Source organism: Planctomycetia bacterium, from assembly GCA_015075745.1.
Lineage (GTDB): Bacteria > Planctomycetota > Phycisphaerae > UBA1845 > UTPLA1 > UTPLA1.
This window is the reverse complement of sequence record JABTTW010000002.1, coordinates 1,067,806-1,086,592: the sequence shown is the minus strand read 5'-3', so window position 1 is coordinate 1,086,592 and position 18,787 is coordinate 1,067,806. Positions and strand designations below refer to the sequence as shown.

Annotated in this window: 13 protein-coding genes; 9 read left to right on the top strand and 4 right to left on the bottom strand. The window is 59.2% G+C overall.

The genetic code is table 11. The features are described 5' to 3' along the window. Positions 1–56: 56 nt before the first annotated feature. The 3 genes from rplQ to HS101_17970 all read left to right on the top strand — a co-directional run bounded on the left by rplQ (position 57) and on the right by HS101_17970 (position 4,189). Positions 57–731 carry a 50S ribosomal protein L17 gene (rplQ, locus tag HS101_17980; GenBank protein MBE7508156.1) on the top strand — a complete coding sequence of 225 codons (675 nt, stop codon included), beginning with the start codon at positions 57–59 and terminating at the stop codon, positions 729–731. Between the two features lie 33 nt (positions 732–764). Next, on the top strand, positions 765–1,187 hold the full coding sequence (locus HS101_17975) for an HIT family protein (protein MBE7508155.1): 423 nt from the start codon (positions 765–767) through the stop codon (positions 1,185–1,187). Between the two features lie 101 nt (positions 1,188–1,288). After that, complete coding sequence (locus HS101_17970) at positions 1,289–4,189, top strand: hypothetical protein (protein MBE7508154.1); 2,901 nt, start codon at positions 1,289–1,291, stop codon at positions 4,187–4,189. A 36-nt stretch (positions 4,190–4,225) separates the two neighbouring features. Here the strand turns inward: HS101_17970 and HS101_17965 are convergent, their stop codons facing one another. From HS101_17965 to HS101_17950, 4 genes are all read right to left on the bottom strand, one after another. Further along, complete coding sequence (locus tag HS101_17965; protein ID MBE7508153.1) at positions 4,226–5,653, bottom strand: hypothetical protein; 1,428 nt, start codon at positions 5,651–5,653, stop codon at positions 4,226–4,228. After that, positions 5,650–6,159, bottom strand: coding sequence for a hypothetical protein (locus HS101_17960; GenBank protein MBE7508152.1), 510 nt, complete (start codon positions 6,157–6,159; stop codon positions 5,650–5,652). The genes HS101_17965 and HS101_17960 overlap by 4 nt, the downstream gene beginning before the upstream one ends. Positions 6,160–6,162: 3 nt before the next feature. Next, positions 6,163–6,690, bottom strand: a complete 528-nt coding sequence (locus HS101_17955) for an RNA polymerase sigma factor (GenBank protein MBE7508151.1) — start codon at positions 6,688–6,690, stop codon at positions 6,163–6,165. Positions 6,691–6,888: 198 nt separating this feature from the next. Next, the gene (locus HS101_17950) at positions 6,889–9,480 is read right to left on the bottom strand and encodes a protein kinase (protein MBE7508150.1); all 2,592 of its coding nucleotides are present in this window, start codon (positions 9,478–9,480) and stop codon (positions 6,889–6,891) included. A 263-nt stretch (positions 9,481–9,743) separates the two neighbouring features. On the opposite strand from HS101_17950, the gene HS101_17945 reads away from it, so the two are divergent. The 6 genes from HS101_17945 to HS101_17920 all read left to right on the top strand — a co-directional run bounded on the left by HS101_17945 (position 9,744) and on the right by HS101_17920 (position 18,753). After that, positions 9,744–10,946 (top strand): efflux RND transporter periplasmic adaptor subunit, encoded by a 1,203-nt coding sequence (locus HS101_17945; protein MBE7508149.1) that lies wholly within the window; start codon positions 9,744–9,746, stop codon positions 10,944–10,946. Positions 10,947–10,955: 9 nt separating this feature from the next. Next, positions 10,956–14,450, top strand: a complete 3,495-nt coding sequence (locus HS101_17940; GenBank protein ID MBE7508148.1) for an efflux RND transporter permease subunit — start codon at positions 10,956–10,958, stop codon at positions 14,448–14,450. A gap of 36 nt (positions 14,451–14,486) precedes the next feature. Then, positions 14,487–15,248: a fumarylacetoacetate hydrolase family protein gene (locus tag HS101_17935; GenBank protein ID MBE7508147.1), complete on the top strand. Its 762-nt coding sequence runs from the start codon at positions 14,487–14,489 to the stop codon at positions 15,246–15,248. Between the two features lie 120 nt (positions 15,249–15,368). Continuing rightward, on the top strand, positions 15,369–15,806 hold the full coding sequence (locus HS101_17930; protein MBE7508146.1) for a PilZ domain-containing protein: 438 nt from the start codon (positions 15,369–15,371) through the stop codon (positions 15,804–15,806). Further along, on the top strand, positions 15,799–17,463 hold the full coding sequence (locus tag HS101_17925; protein MBE7508145.1) for a type II/IV secretion system protein: 1,665 nt from the start codon (positions 15,799–15,801) through the stop codon (positions 17,461–17,463). The genes HS101_17930 and HS101_17925 overlap by 8 nt, the downstream gene beginning before the upstream one ends. Before the next feature lie 30 nt (positions 17,464–17,493). After that, positions 17,494–18,753, top strand: coding sequence for a type II secretion system F family protein (locus HS101_17920; protein MBE7508144.1), 1,260 nt, complete (start codon positions 17,494–17,496; stop codon positions 18,751–18,753). The last annotated feature ends 34 nt before the right edge of the window (positions 18,754–18,787 follow it).

Here is an 18,787-nt window from a genome sequence, read left to right as displayed (position 1 = left end):
CGGCATTGGCTCTGGCGAGAGTGCGGTGGAACGAATTGGAAAGTTGGTGAAGGACCATGAGGCATAGACTAGCAGGACGACATCTTTCGCGGAGCCCGTCGCACCACAAGGCGATGCGTCGGAATATGGCGCAGAGCCTTTTTCAACATGGCGAGATTGAAACGACGCTGACGAAGGCAAAAGAGATTCGTCCGTTTGTCGAGAAGCTCATTACGCTGGCGAGGAAGAACACCCTCCACAGCCGGCAGCGGTTGATCGCGCTACTGAATGACCGCGCGGCCCTCTCGCAGGATGAGCAGGAGCGCTACGACGCCATGAGCAGCGCCCAGCGCGAGCGCGTCCTGACTTCGCGGTCCGGCCGGCGTCACCGCACGGGTCAGGTTCCCGCCAGCTACAACAAGAAGACCTATACCTTCGTCGCCAAGTCGGTGATTCACCGGCTGATCAACGACGTCGCGCCGATGTTCAAGGATCGACCCGGCGGCTATACGCGGATTATTCGATTGGCGAAGCGGCGCATCGGTGATAACAGCGATCTCGCCATCCTTCAGCTCGTCGGAAACGAGACGGCTACGGCCGGGACGCCGCGCAAGCCGGCCATGCCTCGCCGACAGACCGCGGCCGGCCGCATCCGTGCCCTTGAAGGCAAAACCAGCCCCAAGAAGTCCGCTTCCGGCAAGGGCGCCAAGGCGGAGCCCAAGGGTGCGGAAGGGGAGTCGGCGGCCGAGTAGGCTTGCCGCCCAGCACATTCGTGGAGCTTGCCCGTGAGCGCGAACTGCATTTTTTGCAAGATCGCATCCGGCCAGATTCCGTCCCTTCGCGTGTTTGAGTCGGATGACGCCGTGGCGTTTCTCGATATTGCGCCACTCGCGCCGGGGCATACCCTGCTTATTCCAAAGTCACATTGCTCGAGCCTGTTGGAGGCATCGCCCGAGCTTCTTGGCCGGTTGACGATGCACCTGCCGTCGCTTGCTCGAGCGGTCCTGAAGAGCACGGGGGCTACGGGCCTGAACGTCCTGCAAAACAGCGGCGAATCGAGCGGGCAAGCTGTGTTCCACCTCCACTTCCACCTCATTCCCCGCGTCTCGGATGACCGGCTGGGCTTTCGATGGAATGCCGGCGATTACGAGGCAGGGGAGGCCGAGTCGATGCAGGCGCGCATCAAATCATCCCTGGCGGGGCATTGATTCGCAGGCTTCGCATAGGCTAAGACTCTTTCGCTCATTACCTACAAAACCCTCTGTGCGTCGTTTGCCCCATCGCCGAATTCTGGCGAGAATATGAGGCCATGAGCACACGACTATTCTTGATTTTTTGCGGGCTGCTGGCAGGGGCGGTCATCTTCCGGTTTGGGGGCGGTGCCTGGGCCGATTCACCAAGTAGTTCGAGCGAGCCGAGTCTGCAGATGGAGATCGGCGCAACGGAGTCGGAAGGTCTGCTGGAGTACCGATTTGAACATGGCCGCCGGAATTACTCCGACCTCGCGACTCTGACCGATGGGTCCATGCGCCTTGGCAAGGCGATTGAGTGGGCTGATGAAGTCCTTATCTATGGCGTCGACGGCCGTGCCGAGGCGATTGACGCCAGGGAGGTCGCGAAAGTCGAGTTTCGAAGGTCTCACGTCCACCGGGTTCAACCGCAGCTACCCGATCTAACGATTGCGTACATCGAACGCCTTCCACGGGAGCAAAGCTGGCAGGGGAGGGTGTTTGTCGAGGAGGGGATTGCTCAGCTTGAGGAGAGCGCCGCAAAGGCCGCGGATTCGGCGCAAATGGGCGGCGAGGTAGTGTTTCGCGTCCATGTTCTTAATGCCGGCGCCGTAAAATCGTTTGCGACAAAGCTGGGCGTGACTGTAGACGGCAATGAGATCGGGTCTTTTGAAGTGCCGCCGCTTGATGCCGGAGAACGATCTTCATTCGACGCAAAGTGGAATCGGCAGCCAGGGACTCATGCGGTTCGCGCGGAGGTGCTCCCACTTGGCGGGGGAGAGATCAATCTATGGAACAACGTCCATTGGCAGGCAACCGATGCGCTGGCGATCGCGGTTGCGGTCACGCACGATTTCTACGATCAGTTCAAAGTCAATCCGAACGCGGTGGATTCTTATTGCTTCGAGGACTGGATCAGATATCAGATCGGTTCATTTAATGCCCTATTGGCGAGGTCGGTTCATCCGGCGGCGCCACAGGGCGTCCTGGAGCGTGTGACGTGCGATCGCATCGTCATTATGGATTCGGCGGGTAAATGGCGAGACGCACTTCATGCGGGGGGAGATGCTGATGGCGCGGCCGAATACCAGGCCCTTCTTGAGTTCGACGCGGAGGCAGACGCGAGTTCCCTGGGATACGAAGCGCTGAAGATCGACTGGCCGAGAATGAAGTCACTGGCGCTGCAGCTTGGCCTGATCGATCTGGCCAAGCTGGACACGCGCTGCGACCAATGCCTGGCAACTGATCAACTCGGCCTGTATGTGCAGCGGGAGCATCGATTCCCCGTACCACAAACATTAACGCACACGCCCGGCGGATTCCGGCTGCTGGATCCAGAGGCGGCGTATTTGAATTCGATGCGTGGAAGGCCGCGAGGATCGCAGGGCGATTACCAGTATCTTCTGCCCGCCAAGTTGACGGTGGTGGTGCGGGCTGGAAACGGTCAGCCGCTGGAAGGAGCGCAAATTGACGCCTACCAGCTTCAGAGTGAGGGGGAATATGCCGGAATGGTAGCGGGGGTCGGACTTGGAGATCCGCTTTATTCATCGCCGACTGATTCGCTCGGACAGTTCACACTTCTGAATCAGGATGTGCCCGAGTTGGTCTCGCCGATGGGGATTTACCTGCGACCGAATCCGTTCGGCCGAATCGCGCCGGACGGGTCGAATGGTCTGTTGCTTCTTAAGCTTAAGTATGGGACGTCGGAAGAGTTTCACTTTCTCCGACTGCATGATTTTCTCAGTGCGTATTTGCGCGGCGAGCAAGCCGAGCATGTGATAGACCTCCAAACTCGTTTCGGAACGCCCGATGCGCTGCCCGCGCCGACGTCGACCGCGATGTTGATGGAGCGGCGGGACGCATCAGCTTCGACCGTGACGGCGAGTTGGTATGCTCCGCCGGGGTATCGTACGAAGGACATATCGGAGTTCCGCGTGTATCGGCGGACGAGCTTTGGCGGCGACGACGTGAAGCCCTGGCGGCTTGTGGCTACGCGGCCGCGCGGCGGCGAATTGTGGTGGCTGCAGTATGAAGGGCGATTCTGGCAGGACTTCCAGCCGATGGCCGGCTACTCGCTGGATACGTTTTACGCTGTTTCCTGCGTCGACAATCAGGGCCGGGAGAGCAATCTGTCGGCTCCGGGCTTTGGTGCATGGGGCAAGGACGCGGCCAAGCTGGCTATTCATCGTGATCACGCACTGATCACGCTGGTGGGCGACGGACCGTGCCAGATGCTTCGTTGGGACGGTGAGCGAGCGACTCAGCCGTACGGCGTGCGCAACCTTAAATATCCGGGCTATGAACCGACGCTTGTGGGCCTCGCCATCAATACCGATCATCGCGTGATCGCGACCGATCCGCTGAACCATGTGCTCGCGCTGTATAACGATCGTGGCGAATTGGATGAAATTATTCCTGATCGCGGACGCTGGCCGGGGTTTGCGAGCGACGAGCCGGGAGAGTTTTATGCGCCGTGGGACGTTGCAGTAGATGGCGGCGGCCGAGTGTATGTCGCTGACTTTGGGAACGATCGGGTGCAGATTCTTGATTCGTCATTTCGGTTTCTGGGCTTTCTTGATGAGAAAGCCAATTTCAAGGGTCCCCATGCGGTCGCGTGGTCGAACGGGAAGCTCTGCGTGACGGATCGATCGGGCACGCGATGCCGTGTTTACGACACCAGCGGCGATGCGCCAAGTTTCCTTCGTGAGCTGCCGCCGCTCATCGAAGCCGATCGAGGACTCGTCAGCCGGACGGGAAGGGTTTACATCACCGGTCGCATCGCGGAGAAGATGGAGCAGACGGTGCTGGCGTTTAGTCCGGACGGTGAGACTGCCTCGTTTGATCGTTCGCATTCGGACCTTGAAATGGGCAAGGTTTATTCGCCGCGGGGGTTTTACTTTTTCATCAATGCGGTGGGAGACGACTATGGCTACTGCGTCAACTCATTTCCCTTTGACGTTCGGCGGCATCTCCTGGAATGACAAATGCCGCCCGGTTGATGCCTGAGTCCGTCCAGGTCACTTATTCTCCAACCAGCCGGTTCGCATTTCTTCCGGCCAATCCTTACTGATGCATCGGCTCTTTCCGGCTTTCCAGATATGGACTTCGGGGCGACTGGATTCGCTAGACTGAGCGTCCGCCTGGGGCATTACAAAAGTGATCTCCTCGTTGTTTCGCCACGATGGGATGCTCCCTGCACCGCCCTTTGGGTTTTGAGTCGACACAAGGGCCGTCGTTTCGCCCGTCGTGAATTCGTAGAGCGTGACGCGACCGTTGGGCCCGGGCAGCAGCACGCGTTTTTCATCGGGGCTCAAAGAAAAGACGGGCGTCTCCGGCTCGCGGGGCTCGGCGAGGTCGCGGCCGAGCACGCGCATGACGCTGGCAGGGGTTCGCGGGTCCATGACAAAAAGGGTCCACTCCTGCGGCATGGCGCGGGTGGTCACAGGGAGCGTTACTTCGACGGAGGAGAAGAGCAGCCGACCGTCGCGGAGCCATCGAACGCTCAGCATGGGGTTGAAAAGCATGCCCACGCGATCCTTTTCTTCCCATTTATCGAGAAGACGGCCCTCTTCGTCGGCGACGGTGGTTGTGGCGAGCGAGCCGAGTTCGACGCGGGAGCCTTCTTCCATTGAGGGGGCGCCGTGAATGAAGGCAAGGCTTCGGCTGTCCGGGCTCCAGTCGTAGTCGATGGCGACTTTGTTGGCGACGAGCCTGGCGGGCTTGGCGCCGTCGGTGGGCACGATGTTGAGCGACAACTGGTCGAGTTGGAGGGGTCGGGTGATCGAAGATAAGTCTTCGTCGTCAGAAGCCACGGAACGATTCCAAAGGAATCCAGCGAGACGGCCGTTTGGCGAAAGCGAAGGCGCGCGAATTTCGTCGAGACCCTGGAAGAGCGTCTTCCTCTCGACCAGTTTTTCTTCTGTTACGTCGAACAGAGTCAGCTTCCACACCGGGGCGTCGACCTTTTCGATGTCTTCCCACTTGTCCCCGAGCTTTTCCTTTACGCCCTCGGCGTGCTTGTCGCGCAGGCAGAGCACGGCGGCGGCCTCCATGCCGGCGGAGAGCTTCTTGTCCGGATCAAGCTCGAATTTCTCCCAGTCTCCGTCGTGTTCGAGAATTCTTTTTCGTAATTCGACGGCCGTTGATTCGATCATCTCCTTTTCCGCGGCGCTCATTGATTTCGTGAGTTCATCCCACTTTGCAGCTTTTTGAGCGTGGGCGACGAGGAGCCCTTTTCCGTCAGCGGTCCAGACGCAGCGCGTCGGCGTATCTGAAATGCGAGGCTTCAGGAGTTTGCCGGTTGCGTCGATTAAGTACAGGCCGGTCGGCGTGGCGACTGCCGCCCGGCTTCCGTCCGGAGACCAGACGATTCGCTTTTCGGGCAGACATCCGCAGAGTGTCAGACCCAGGGCCGCGAGGCACGAGATTCTTGTCATCGATTTCACAATGATTCTCCTTTGACGGGCCAGTTGAGCGGAGATGACCACTCAAGGTGTTTGGTTGAGGTTGATGAAGACGTCGATGTTGTTTGACGAGGGCTGAGGGACCAAAAGTCGCCCGGTGCGTCGTCGCTTACTTCGTGGAAGACGACCGGGATCGATTGCACAGGCCGCGGCGATGTTGGGAGCTTCGTTCGCGTGCCGAGAAACACGCCCAGTGCCAGTGTTGCGGCGAGCGCGACCGGCCACCGCAAGAGGTGGGACGGTCGCCGAGGTCGATCTGACATGGCTGCTGCGATGCGGCTCGATGGAAAGGAAGGAAGCGTAGTGTCATTTGTTGACGATGTATGCACTGCCTGCTTCGTCATTGTAAGCGTCGCCTCGACTTCCTGAACCGTTGAATTGGCATCCGGCGATGCGTGCAGATACGCATCCAGCAGGAGCGCGACGTCGTTGGGCAGTTCGCCCAGGCGACGGTCGATGATCAGATGTTCGAGCGCTTCGCGGTTCATGTGTCACGCTTCCTTTGCGTTGTCGCGCACCATTGCATGTAATGAGTTATCGTTCGAGCCGGCGACTCCACGCTGCCTTTCGCGAATGGTTGCTATTGCCGTGTGCAATCGCGAGCGGACCGTGCCGATCGGGATGCCGAGGGCCTCGGCGATTTCCGCATAGCTGAGGTCGTCGGCAAGACGGAGTTGTAGGACCTCCTGCTGCGCAGCAGGAAGCCCGGCAATGGCGCTGCGAATCGACTCCAGTTCGTCGCCTTCATTTTTCGGCGGCGTGGCGACGGGCTCGGTCATCAAGCTCAGCGTCCTGCGGACGGCCGAACGACGACGATGAGCGCTAACGAGATTTCTAGCGATCCCGATCAGCCATGCTCTCTGTGAGCGGGCACTTTCGAGCGCGGCATCATCTCTCGCGACGACAAGAAAGGTCTCTTGCAGGAGTTCGTCGGCATCCGCCGCAGAGGCCAGAAATCGACGCAGAAATCTCAGCACATCCGGACCGACGTCACGGTAGAGCAGCTCAAGATTCCGCATCCGGGCATCCATTCGGGCCTCATCCTACAGGTGTCCCGGAGAGCGGGGAAAGTTCGATCAAAATTCTGCATTATTCTGGGGGACTGGGGTTACGGGGGGCCATCGAGAATGGGATAGATCAAGAACCGGCCAGATGTGAGGTCTTTGGCTGGTAGAGGGATTCGAGGGCTGGTTGTATCTGGGGCTGTCCGACTGGGCTCAGCCTGGGCCGCTGGTTGGGTGGTTCAGGCGGTTGAGGCGATCATCGACATCCTTGCCGGGGGCCAGCTTGCGTGCCTGGATGAAGAGATCCTCGGCCATTTCGCGGTCGCCGTTACCCAAGGCTTGATCTCCGTCCCAGAGGAGTTTGGCTCGCTTGATACCGAGCAGCTTCTGGCGACATCGTTCATCGGCGGGGGTTGGGAGGGACGGCAGGGCTCGCTCATAGAGGGAACGCGCCCTTTCGAAATCGCCCTCCTCGGCGCGCCGGTCGGCCCGTCTGACGAGACGTGCCGCGGCGAAGGCGGAATCCAACTGGGCCAGTTTGGCGCGGACTTCCGGTGTTTCCGTGTTCCAAAGGGAGCTCTTGAGCTTGCTCTCGGCGTCAAGCAGTTCGCCCGCCTTAATGTTTTCAAGGGCCTCATCGAGAAGCACGTAGGCTCTGGCCAACCGACCTTTCTTCTCAGTGGCAATATCCGGGCCGATCAAGAGGGCATTACTATAGCATCGCTCGGCTTCGGAGAATTCCCGATCAGCAATCGCTCGGTCACCCTTATCGATCCAGTCCTGCCGGGCCTGAGCGTTGGCGATTGCATTGCGGAGTTCTCTGGTCGCGGTTGACACGAGGACCTGCTCTGCCTTTTCGCATGCGGTGATCGCTTCGAGGAACTTTCCTTCTCTCAGGGCCTTCGTCGCCTGCTGCAGGTATTCCCGCTGTTTGATATCCTGCTTCGTCTCTTTGAGTGTCGATTCGAGCCTGGTCGGATCGAGCCCTACTGCGGCGGCCTTTTGGGCGTATTCCTCGAGCTTTTCCTCGACAGCATGAATGTTGCCTGCGGCGATCTCCTCCATTCCCTGGGAGGCGAGCCTTTGCGCGTCGTGCTTCAACCAAGCCTTTTGCTGTAGTTCATCTACTTTGGCCGGGTCGATGCCGCTCCTGGCAGCGTTTCGCAGCAAGACCTGAACGACTTCGTATTCATCGCGGTTTAGGGCGAACTGAGCCTGGACGAGTTCCGTCCAGAATTGAATTCGCTCGCTCCAGATGTTCTTGTCCCGATCGCTTAGCTTCATTCCGGCTGCCGCGGCGAATTGCCTTTCGGATTCCTCGTATCGACCCGCTTCGTACGCGGCGATGCCCTTGGCAATCACCGGTTCGACGGGATGCGTCGCGCCGGGGCCGTAGTTGTAATACCAACCTCCGTACCCGATGGCACCGACGCTAATCAGGAAGAACAGGAGACTGATTGTCCAAGCCAAGACTCGGGGGGCGTGACTCTTGTGGACAATAGGTTTGGAGCTTGGGGGTGGTGGAATAACGACGACTTTTTGGGGGCGCGGCGGCGAGAAACCACGACCCGGCCGACGCTGACGGTTCCAGGTACCCGCACCGCGCGTTCGCGGCCCGACGGGCGTTTCAACGATCGCTTCGGCGCCCCATTCCCACCTGGCCTCGTCTCGGAAGCGTTGACGAGCGGAACGGACGGTGTGGGTATGTGTCCGGCGCCGAGTCGGTTCGGCGGCGGGCATTTCATAATTGTCGCGAGTTTCTGCCGGTGCTTCGGCATTGGGGAGTAGCTTCTGTTGCCACGAGTCCTGCGCGCCTGACTCGCTATAACCCTTAAGCAGACGTGCAGAGGCAGTGGTGGGCGCGCCGGTCAAGTAGGCGGCAACGGCTTCGAGCACTTGGTCGATTGAGCTGTAACGATGGTCCAGACTCTTGGCGGTCATTTTCCGCAAAATGGTTGTGAGTGCCGGAGGAACGAGTGGATTGAGTTCACTGGCGTCGGGAAGATGGCGGCTTGCGTCGGTCTGCCATTCGATCCATTTACCAACGGGGAACGGGCTGGAATAGATTTCAGGAAAATGACGCTCCAGCGCCGGCCTTCCGACGCATATCTCATAGACCGTCATTCCCAGGCCGTAGATATCGACGCGGTTGTCGTATCTTTGCTCAAGAAGTAATTCCGGCGCGGCATATTGTGGGGTTATGACCGGCGGGGGGCTGAGGTCGCCCTCCTGGGCCGCGGAGGCAAGATTCGCCAGTTTCGCGGAGAGGTTCTTTGTGATCATGATGTTTCCGGGCTGGATATCCCGGTGAACAATCATGTGATTGTGAAGCGTCCGCAAGCCCATGGATGCGGTCTTGAGGAGCCGATAGGCGCCGCTCTGGTCAATGTGGCGTTTGAAAATGAGTGACTCGAGCCAGTGGCCGGGGACGTACTCTTCGACGATGAAGAGGCCTAATTCATCCTCGATGAGTTCGTGAATGTTCAGGATGTATCGAGAGTCCTTGGGAATCCTGGCGAGAAATTGCGCCTCGCGTCGGAAGTTGCCGCAGGCGATGGGACTGTCGATCAGTTCGGGGGTCATCTGCTTGATGGCGACTAGCCGGTCGAGCATGAGGTCTCGAGCCTTGTAGACGACGGCGTTGTGATAGGCTCGGATTCGTCCAAGGATGCGGTATTTCCCGATGCCGGTGCCGGTGGGGAGGCCTGGATAGAACGGGCGGCTTTGCTCCACGGAATGGGCGTCGACGACGGATGGCTTGTCGCGCGACGGCATGATGGGAAGATCATCTCGTGGGTCAGACATTTTTACTCTGGGCACCGTGGACGGAGCGGGCAGGGCACCAGGTATAAAGGTGCGAGCGGACAGGGCGGGACGCACCCCATCCACAAACTCATCAACGTTCCATTAAGTATATCCCCTAAGAGGCCCGGAATTCGACTTCGCTGGGCCCGGTAATCATTAGAAAACGGTATTCCGCCGACCGCGGGTGGGGCCTAAATTGCCGCCCCGAGCGAGTGACCTTATGATCCCCGGTGTCAGCGAGCTTGCCGAGATAACGCCAAAGGATGAGCCTCATTCCTCGACGATTTTACAGCATTTTTGCGGCCCCGGCGGCCGTTCTCGTTTCAGCCACGACGATCTTCGGTCAGGGGGGGCCGTCGCAGGTCGCCGTTGCGCCGGCTGAACTTGTCGAGGTGGCGCCCACGATGCGACTGGTGGGGACGATCCGCCCGCGGCTGCGAAGCGTGATTGCTGCGGAAGTGTCGGGGTTGGTGGCTGAACTTCCCGTGGACATCGGGGACGAGGTGCGGAGGGGTCAGATCCTTTGTAGGTTGCGCAACACGATCCGGGTGGCGGAACACGCCGAGGCCGTTTCCCGCCTGGCCGAATTGGAGGCGGCGCGGGACGAGGCGAGCGCCATGCTCGACAAGGCGGCGTTCGAGTCCCAGCGAATGACGGCGCTGTGGGAGGAAAAGCGCGCCACGGAGAAGGAATACACCGATGCGCGGGCCGATCATCGGGCTGCTGACGGCCGGGCACGGCAGGCCGAGCACGCGCTTCAAACACAGAAAGAAGTGGTAGAGGTCCTGGCCGATCGTCTCTCGCAGACTGAGATTCGTGCTCCATTCGATGGCGTCATCGTGACGAAGCGAACCGAGGTCGGCGCCTGGGTCGAGCAGGGCGGCGAAATCGTGGAGCTTGTCGATTTGACGGTCGTTCGGGCCAGGGTCAATGTACCGGAGGCGATCATCGCGCATTGTCAAGTCGGCAGGGATGCGCTGGTGAGGGTGGATGCACTCAAGTCGGACTATCCGGCGAAGATATCGCGGGTCGTTCCTGACGCTGACGAGCGGGCGCGTACATTTCCCGTAGAGGTTGACGTTGAAAACCCGGAGCGAGAGCTTCGGGCGGGCATGTTTGTCAGCGTGGCGATGCCGTCGGGCCCGTCGGGCAAGCAACTGGTTGTACCCAAGGATGCGGTCGTTGTTCGCGGTGCGGGCAGGATCCTGTTTGTTGTGAGAGAAGGCGAAAAGGGCGCGACGGCCATGCCGGTATCCGTCAGCATTATTTCGGAAGTTCGGGACCGATTGGCGGTTGAGGCGAGCGGATTGTCGGCAGGCGATCGAGTTGTGATACGAGGCAACGAATACATGTTTGCTCCCGGGCCGGTCGTCGTTGTGTCCGATACATCAACGGATTCGGGTGACGGCGGCGCAACGAAGGCCGCCGTACACGCGGCAACAACTCAGCCTTCCGACGAGGGCTAAGCTAAGCAAATGCGATTAGTCGAGGTATTCATTGAGAACCCGGTCAAGGTCGCCGTTTGCGTGATCCTGCTGGTTTTGTTCGGTCTGCTGACGATCACTCCGCCGAGCATCGCGCCGTCACCGATCCGGGTGCCGGTGCAACTCACACCCAATCTCGACGAGCCCGTGGTCACCGTTTCGACGAGCTGGGAAGGCGCCAGTCCGGAGGATGTCGAACGCGAGATCATCGAGCCACAGGAGGAAGTGCTCAAGAGCATCACCAAGCTTCACAAGCTGACCGCGGATTGCAGTCAGGGGTCCGGAACGATCACCCTGGAATTCGAAGTAGGCACGGATCAGGACGTGGCGAAACAGGACGTCTCCGACGCCCTGAGACGCGTGAAGTATCAAATACCGATTAACGAGTTTGACAATCCGACAGTCCAGAGCGGCCGCCCATTCGGAGAGGAGGCGATCGCCTGGATGATCCTGTCGAGCGACCGGCCGGATCTGATTGTGCCGGAACTGTTCACCTTTGTGGATGAAGATGTCAAACCGATTCTGGAGCGCGTCGAGGGGATTTCCTCCATTGGCATCTTTGGCGGGCGAGAGCGCGAAATACAGGTCGCCGTCGATCCGCGGAAGCTTGCCCAATCCGGCGTGACGTTTTCTGAATTACAGACCGCGCTGCAAAGCCAGAACACGAACGTCTCGGCGGGGAACAGCGCGCAGGGAAAGCGCGACATCGTGATTCGCACGATGGGTCAGTTCGCATCTCTGGAGGAAATCCGGCAGACCGTCATCAAAACCGGGCCGGGCGGCCCGATCCGTGTCGGGCGCGTCGCAGAAGTGAAAGATTCATTCAAGCGACGGTATGGTTTTGTTCGCAGCGAAGGCAAGGAGGTGCTTGCGCTGCCCGCATATCGGGAGACGGGCTCCAATGTGATTGAGGTGATGGAGGGGCTGCGCGCGGCCATCGAGAAGGTCAATCGGGAGGTGCTGGCGCACCGCGATTTGAAGATCGAGCTAACGCAAGTTTATGACGAAACGACGTACATCAAGGCTTCGATCGGTCTGGTGCGGGACAACATCTGGTACGGCGGCATCCTTGCGATCGGCGTCCTGCTCGTCTTTCTGAGAAGCATCTCAGCGACGACGGTTGTCGCCGTCTCGATTCCGATCTCGATCATCGGGACGTTTCTGGTTATTCCGCTGGCGGGGCGGAATATCAACGTGGTGATGCTCGCGGGACTTGCCTTTGCGACAGGCATGGTCGTGGACAACGCGATCGTCGTGCTTGAGAACATTTTCCGCCATCGAGAGATGGGCAAGTCGAAACGGCAAGCGGCGGCGGATGGATCGTCGGAGGTGTGGGGGGCAGTCCTGGCCAATACGCTGACAACGGTCGTTGTCTTTCTGCCGATCATTTTCGTTCAGGGTGAGGCCGGGCAGTTGTTCCGAGACATCGCCATCGCCATCAGCGGCGCCGTCGGTCTCTCACTGCTCGTCAGCGTAACGGTGATTCCGCCGCTGGCTTCGAGAATTCTCGGTCGGCCGAAGGTGAAGGAAAATGAGAGCAGCAAATTTGCCGACACGGTCGCCCGGACGGTGGCGTGGATCAACCATACGGTACTGCGCCGCGCGATGGTCATTCTTCTGATTACGGGAGGCTCGGTTCTGCTTAGTTGGAAAATGGCGCCGGACCCGAGCTACCTGCCTGCGGGAAATCAGAATCTGATCTTCGGGTTCCTTGTCACGCCGCCGGGCTACAACGTGAACGAGTTTACGCGCATCGCTGAAAAGCTCGAGAACGGCGACCCCGAAAAGGGGATTGTCGGCATCCGGCCCTTCTGGGAAGTGGACCTTGGAACGCCGGAGTATGAAAAGCTCCTTGCGGACTGGTCGAAGATGGTTGAGTCAGTCGTCGTTCCGGGCTTCGAAGCGCAAATAGCGCAAGCGAACGAGCAGATGCACAACTCAGAGCTTTCCCGGAAGGAACGGAGGCAAGCGAGCCTTCGGGTACGAGAATTGAAGCGAGAGATCGCGGAATGGCGGGTGCCGCCTCCGCCGATCGATAATTTCTTTTACGTGGCATTTGGCGGCGGTGTATTCATGGGATGCTCCAGCAAGGATCCCGAGGTCGTCCGGCCGCTTGAAAACGTATTGAATTCGACCGGATTTTCCGTGCCTGATGCGTTCGCCATTTTCTTTCAGACCTCGATTTTTCGCGGTGTCGGTTCCAGCAACTCGGTGGAGATCGAAATACGCGGGGATCGGCTGGATGAGGTCGTTGATGCAGCGCGACATGTCATGATGGCGTGCATGGAGAGATTTGGTTCAAGGCCGGAGGCGACACCGACCAACTTCATGCTCGATCGCCGCGAGGATCAACTCGTGCCGGATCGCGTGCGCGCGGGCGACGTTGGGCTGACCGTCGCTGACATCGGTAACTTCGTTCGAGCCTGCGGCGACGGCAGAGTCGTGGGTCAGTATCGGGAATCCGGCAAGAGCATCGATCTGGCCATTAAAATCGCCGGCACAGAGGATCCGACGAGCGGCGCGAACACGACCGCGAGGATCGCTCAGACGCCGTTGTTCACGCCGACCGGGCAGATTGTTCCGCTCGCAGCGGTCTGTGACATCGTCAATACGACCTCGCCGCAGCAGATCAGTCACATCGAGACGCAAAGGGCCGTCAAGCTCACTGTTCGACCGCCGGAGGGGCTTTCGCTGCCGGAGGTGATCGACGTCATCAACCATGACATTGTTGATGCGATGCGCGGCGATGGATATGGGCCGATGAAGGCGAAGATCAGCCCGGGAGTGATCGTCGGGCTCGCGGGCAACGCGGACAAGCTGAAGACCACCTGGGATTCGCTGAAGTGGCTGTTGGGGCTTTCCTTTCTGATCACTTATTTGCTGATGGCGGGACTCTTCGAGTCATTCGCGTATCCGTTTGTGATCATTTTCACGGTTCCATTCGCCGTGGTGGGCGGCTTCGCCGGATTGGCCTTGATGAATGCGTGGACCTGGGCCGATCCCGGGTTGGCGATTCAGCAACTCGACATGCTGACCATTCTTGGGTTCGTCATTCTGCTCGGCATCGTGGTCAATAATGGCATTCTCATCGTGCATCAGGCGCTCAACTTCATGAGCTATGGCATGCAGCGCGACGCGGCCATTTATGAATCGGTCCGCACGCGCATTCGGCCGATTCTCATGACGGTGCTGACAACGTTTTTCGCCCAGATTCCGCTCGTGATTCGACCGGGTTCGGGCGCTGAGCTGTATCGCGGCCTCGGGGCGGTTGTGCTCGGGGGGCTCTTGATGTCCACCGTGTTCACGCTCATTGTCGTGCCGGCGATGCTCTCGCTCTCCATCGGTGCGCGCGTTCATCTGGGCCGCGTGCTCTTTGGGCGCAGTCGTAATCTGCCCGTCACCGGTGCGTCGGCGGCGGTCGCGCCGAGAGAATCCAGCATTTCGTCTATTGAGCGCGATGTCACGACGACGCCGGGAGTGGGCTAGGTGCAACTCGTCCGATACGTCAACGAAAGGGGCGCTATTCGCTACGGGAAATGTGCAGGCGCGGGCGAAGCGATTCCCCTGACGGTAGGCTTGTTTGATCCGTGGGAATGGGGGGAAACTGCAGATCGCATTTCCGCGCGTCTCGCTCCGATTGAGCCGCCCAACATCATCGCCATCGGGCGCAATTATCAGGGGCACGCAAAGGAAATGAAGGCGGAGACGCCTGAGACCGATCCGTTGATTTTTCTCAAGGCGACGACGGCGGTGATCGGCCCCGACGATCCCATTGTTCTGCCGCGAAGTGCGCCTGAGGAAGTAGATTTCGAGGCGGAGTTGGGCGTCATCATTGCGCGGGCGACGAAGAATGTCTCATTGGAAGACGCGATGGATCATGTCCTGGGTTACACGTGTGCCAATGACGTATCTGCAAGGGATTGCCAGAAGCGACGCGACAAGCAGTGGGCACGGGGCAAGAGCTTTGACACGTTTTGCCCGATTGGGCCGGTCATCGTGCCTCGCGGAGAATTCGATCCGTCGCGAGCGGGAATCAGGTCATTTCTGAACGGCAGGCTGATGCAGGAATCGAACACCGGTGAGATGATCTTCAGCGTCGCGGCGCTGGTGAGCTATCTCTCGCACCAATTCACGTTGCTTCCCGGCACGATCATTCTGACCGGAACGCCAGAGGGGGTAGGGGCCGCGAGGACGCCTCCGGTTTTTCTGCGTCCCGGTGACGAAATCTGCGTGGAGATCGACGGTATCGGACGATTATCGAATCGAGTGATCGCGGCAGATTGATCGTTCGTCCGAGATTCATGTCATTCGTCGGCAGTCGAGTGGCCATCCCCTTTCGTCGAGGTCGTCAGGGGCCAGGTCGGTTCTGAACTATACCGAACAGCTACCCGATAGCTCGAGGTGATGAAGACGCAGGAATCATTTCTAGCAGCGTCCCGGCTCTTCGTGCGCCATGGGACACACCTGGCGGCGTCGGTCGAGGTGCATCCCGACCACGCGGATCAGGTGCGCATGAGTTTCGGTGACGCCCTGAATGACTTTGCCGTGGTGGATGTCAGCAGGGGCGGCATTGGACTTCACTCCGGTGTTTTTCTGCCGAAGAACCTGAAGGTGGTATTGAAGATTTCTCAGACTGGTCCGTCGGGGGCCGAGACTGCTCGACCGCTGACCATTCGGGCGATCGTGCGCCGCTATACGCTTGTTGATCACAGGCCCAGCTACCTCATTGGACTTCAGTTCGTGGATCCGGCCGGACGGGACGAGCAGGAGCTGGTTGGAATCTCCGCCGCGTCGAAGACTGCCGCAGCCGAGAAGTCAGCCGGGAGGAGCGAAAATGTATAGCGCTAGCTCCGAGCTGCGTGACCAAATCCTGGCTTCCAATATTCTCACGACGCCGCAGCTCGCAAAGTACGAGCTGGAGGCACAGGAAGCGGAATGCGACCTTGAGACGATTCTTCGAAAGAACCGCGTTCTGACCGACGTCAATCTTCAGGCACTGAAGGCGATTCGGTCGGGTCATGTCTATTGCAATCTGTCTGATTTCATTCCGCGGCTACAGAACTCGGAACTCCTCGATGAGGAGCCCGCGCGCACGCATGTCATGTTCCCGCTTTTCGTCCTGGACGGTGTGATCACGATGATCATGGAGGATCCCAATGACCTGGTGGCAGTGGACCAGATTCGGCGCATCACCAAACAGGAAGTGGATGTATGCCGTGGGTCGCGCAGCGAGATTCTGGGGCTCATCGAGCGGGCCTATGGGGCAAGCAACTACCTTTCCGAATCCTCGGTGGCTGAGTCGCTTTCGAACGCGGCGGAAGTCATCGATGGCGATGAGACGCGCCCCGTTATCCGTCTGGTTGATAACCTGCTGAACGAGGCGATTCGGCAGAATGCGTCGGATATTCATATCGAGCCGGGCGAGAATCAACTTCGAATTCGAATGCGTGTAGATGGCGTGCTGCGTGAAGTCTCGGCGCCGCCGCTTGGGCTCCATCGGGCACTCGTTTCGCGCATCAAGATTATCAGTCGATTGGATATCTCCAAGACGCGCAATCCGCAGGACGGCGCCTACGCCTTCAAGAGCGCCGATGCCGATGTGATGGTTCGCGTCTCGATACTGCCCAGCGTTTATGGTGAAGCCGTCGTGATGCGCGTTCTTAAGAATTCATCCGATGCAATCACGATCGGGGAGCTGGGCTTCGCTCCTCAAATGCTCGACCGATTTCAGGCGGTCATTTCAAACGCGTACGGCATGATTCTCGTCTCGGGTCCGACCGGCAGCGGCAAGTCGACGACTCTGTATGCGGCGATGCGAGCAATCGTTTCTCCGCAGAAGAACATCGTGACCATCGAGGATCCGGTGGAGTATCGAAACAGTAACGTGCGACAAGTTCAGGTGAACCCGGAGGCCGACTTGTCTTTTGCGGCGGGGCTGCGGTCGATTTTGCGTCAGGACCCCGACGTCATCATGGTCGGCGAGATTCGCGACAAAGAGACGGCGCAGATCGCGGTCCAGGCGGCACTGACCGGACACCTGTTGCTCTCGACGGTTCACACCAACGATTCGATATCCGCGATCGCCCGGCTTCGAGATCTTGGCGTGCCCGAGTACCTGATTTCATCGTCATTGCTGGCAGTGCTGGCTCAGCGCCTTGTGCGCCGCAATTGTCCGGATTGCACACGTCCCGATTCTCCGCCGGATTATCTGTTGCGTGCGATTGGATTAGGTGCGTCCGATCTCGACTTTCAGCCCATGCGCGGCAAGGGTTGCCGTCGTTGCGTGGGGACGGGTTATCTCGGTCGCGCCGGGATTTACGAGTTCTTCGAGGTATCGGAAGAAGTTCGGGCCATGATCGTGCGACTGGAACCTATCGAGGTGGTTCGCGCCGAGATGCGGCGTGCGGGCATGAAGTTCATCGTCCAGGACGGTATCGAGAAGATTCGCCAGGGTATCACATCGGTGGAAGAAGTCGTTCGTGTCGCAAGCAGTGGGTAGGAAGCAAAGCGGGGCAGGAGCTGAGACTTCATGGCGAAATTCGTCGTCCAGTATTGCGATGCCAAAGGAAAGATCAAAAACGATCTCGTTGAAGCGAAGTCGGAACGGGCGGCGATCGCCCAGCTAGAGGCGTCCGGCAAGACTCCCATCAGCATCAAGGCGGCAACCGAGGCAAAGCGCAAGGAATCGGGCGCCAAGTCATCTAAGCCCCACTCGCAATCGGGCAAGGTTCGGCGCGTACGCGGAGGGGGCGCTCGTCGACGGGCAAGGCTGGATTTTACACACCAGCTTGCGGCGGTGGCCGAGAGTGGCATTCCGCTGATTGCGGGCCTTAAGGCGGTCGGGGAGCAGACGAAGCATCCTGAGCTGAGCGATGCGATCCATCGAATCGTGGGCCGTATTGAGGGCGGCCGCTCGCTGGCCGATGCGCTCGATGCGGAGACGACGTGGTTTTCCGAGCTTTATGTAAAGACTATCGCGGCCGGCGAGGCGGCTGGAAAGGTTCCTGAGGTGCTGAATGCACTTGCGAGGTACCAAGAGCAGGAGACGGAGACCCGCAGTCAGATTCGATCGGCAATGATGTACCCGATGATGGTGGTCGGCGCGCTGGTTCTTGCGTCCACGTTCATGCTGATATTCGTGGTGCCCCAGTTCGCGGCGATGTTTGACAAGTTCCACGGCCAGTTGCCCCTGCCGACGCGCATGCTGCTCGCGATCAGTGGAGCGATCACGCATCACTACGTGTTGGTGTCGATCGGGTTGGTGTTGACGATTGTCTTCGTCCGATACGCGATGGGCTTCAGTAGTGTACGAGCCTGGCTGGACAAGAGCGTCCTAAAACTGCCTGTTTTCGGAAATCTGCTAGTCGGCGTTTATATGGTACGTTTGATTGAGTTGATGGACCTACTGACGCAGGCAGCACTGCCGATCACGCAATCGCTGCGCGTGACCGGTGACAGCATGACCAACTCAGCGCTGAAGGCCGACGTGCGCGGAATGGCTCGTGCAGTAGAGGGCGGCAGATCGTTAACGGAGGCATTTGGCGAGACGCGCTGGCTGACGCCGCTGGTGAAGCGGATGCTGGCCATCGGCGAGTATGCAGGTCGGACGGACGAGATATTTGCGTATTTGAAGAAGTATTATGCGACGCAGACCGAGCGCAGCGTCAAGATGTTATCGACCTTGATAGAGCCGGTTCTGGTAACGGCGCTCGCCACCGTCGTTCTTTTCTTTGCGCTGGCCATATTTCTGCCGATGTGGAAGCTACTGAAACTGGTGGGCAACGGTTAGTTCTCGCCGTTCCGATGGGGGACACGGCAAGCGT

Bases quoted from the DNA above. Each gene is read 5' to 3' on its own strand.
- HS101_17920 (MBE7508144.1), top strand. From the start codon at position 17,494: ATGGCGAAATTCGTCGTCCAGTATTGCGATGCCAAAGGAAAGATCAAA.
- rplQ (MBE7508156.1), top strand. From the start codon at position 57: ATGAGGCATAGACTAGCAGGACGACATCTTTCGCGGAGCCCGTCGCAC.
- HS101_17940 (MBE7508148.1), top strand. From the start codon at position 10,956: ATGCGATTAGTCGAGGTATTCATTGAGAACCCGGTCAAGGTCGCCGTT.
- HS101_17960 (MBE7508152.1), bottom strand. From the start codon at position 6,159: ATGAACCGCGAAGCGCTCGAACATCTGATCATCGACCGTCGCCTGGGC.
- HS101_17945 (MBE7508149.1), top strand. From the start codon at position 9,744: ATGAGCCTCATTCCTCGACGATTTTACAGCATTTTTGCGGCCCCGGCG.
- HS101_17930 (MBE7508146.1), top strand. From the start codon at position 15,369: ATGAAGACGCAGGAATCATTTCTAGCAGCGTCCCGGCTCTTCGTGCGC.
- HS101_17950 (MBE7508150.1), bottom strand. From the start codon at position 9,480: ATGTCTGACCCACGAGATGATCTTCCCATCATGCCGTCGCGCGACAAG.
- HS101_17955 (MBE7508151.1), bottom strand. From the start codon at position 6,690: ATGCGGAATCTTGAGCTGCTCTACCGTGACGTCGGTCCGGATGTGCTG.
- HS101_17925 (MBE7508145.1), top strand. From the start codon at position 15,799: ATGTATAGCGCTAGCTCCGAGCTGCGTGACCAAATCCTGGCTTCCAAT.
- HS101_17970 (MBE7508154.1), top strand. From the start codon at position 1,289: ATGAGCACACGACTATTCTTGATTTTTTGCGGGCTGCTGGCAGGGGCG.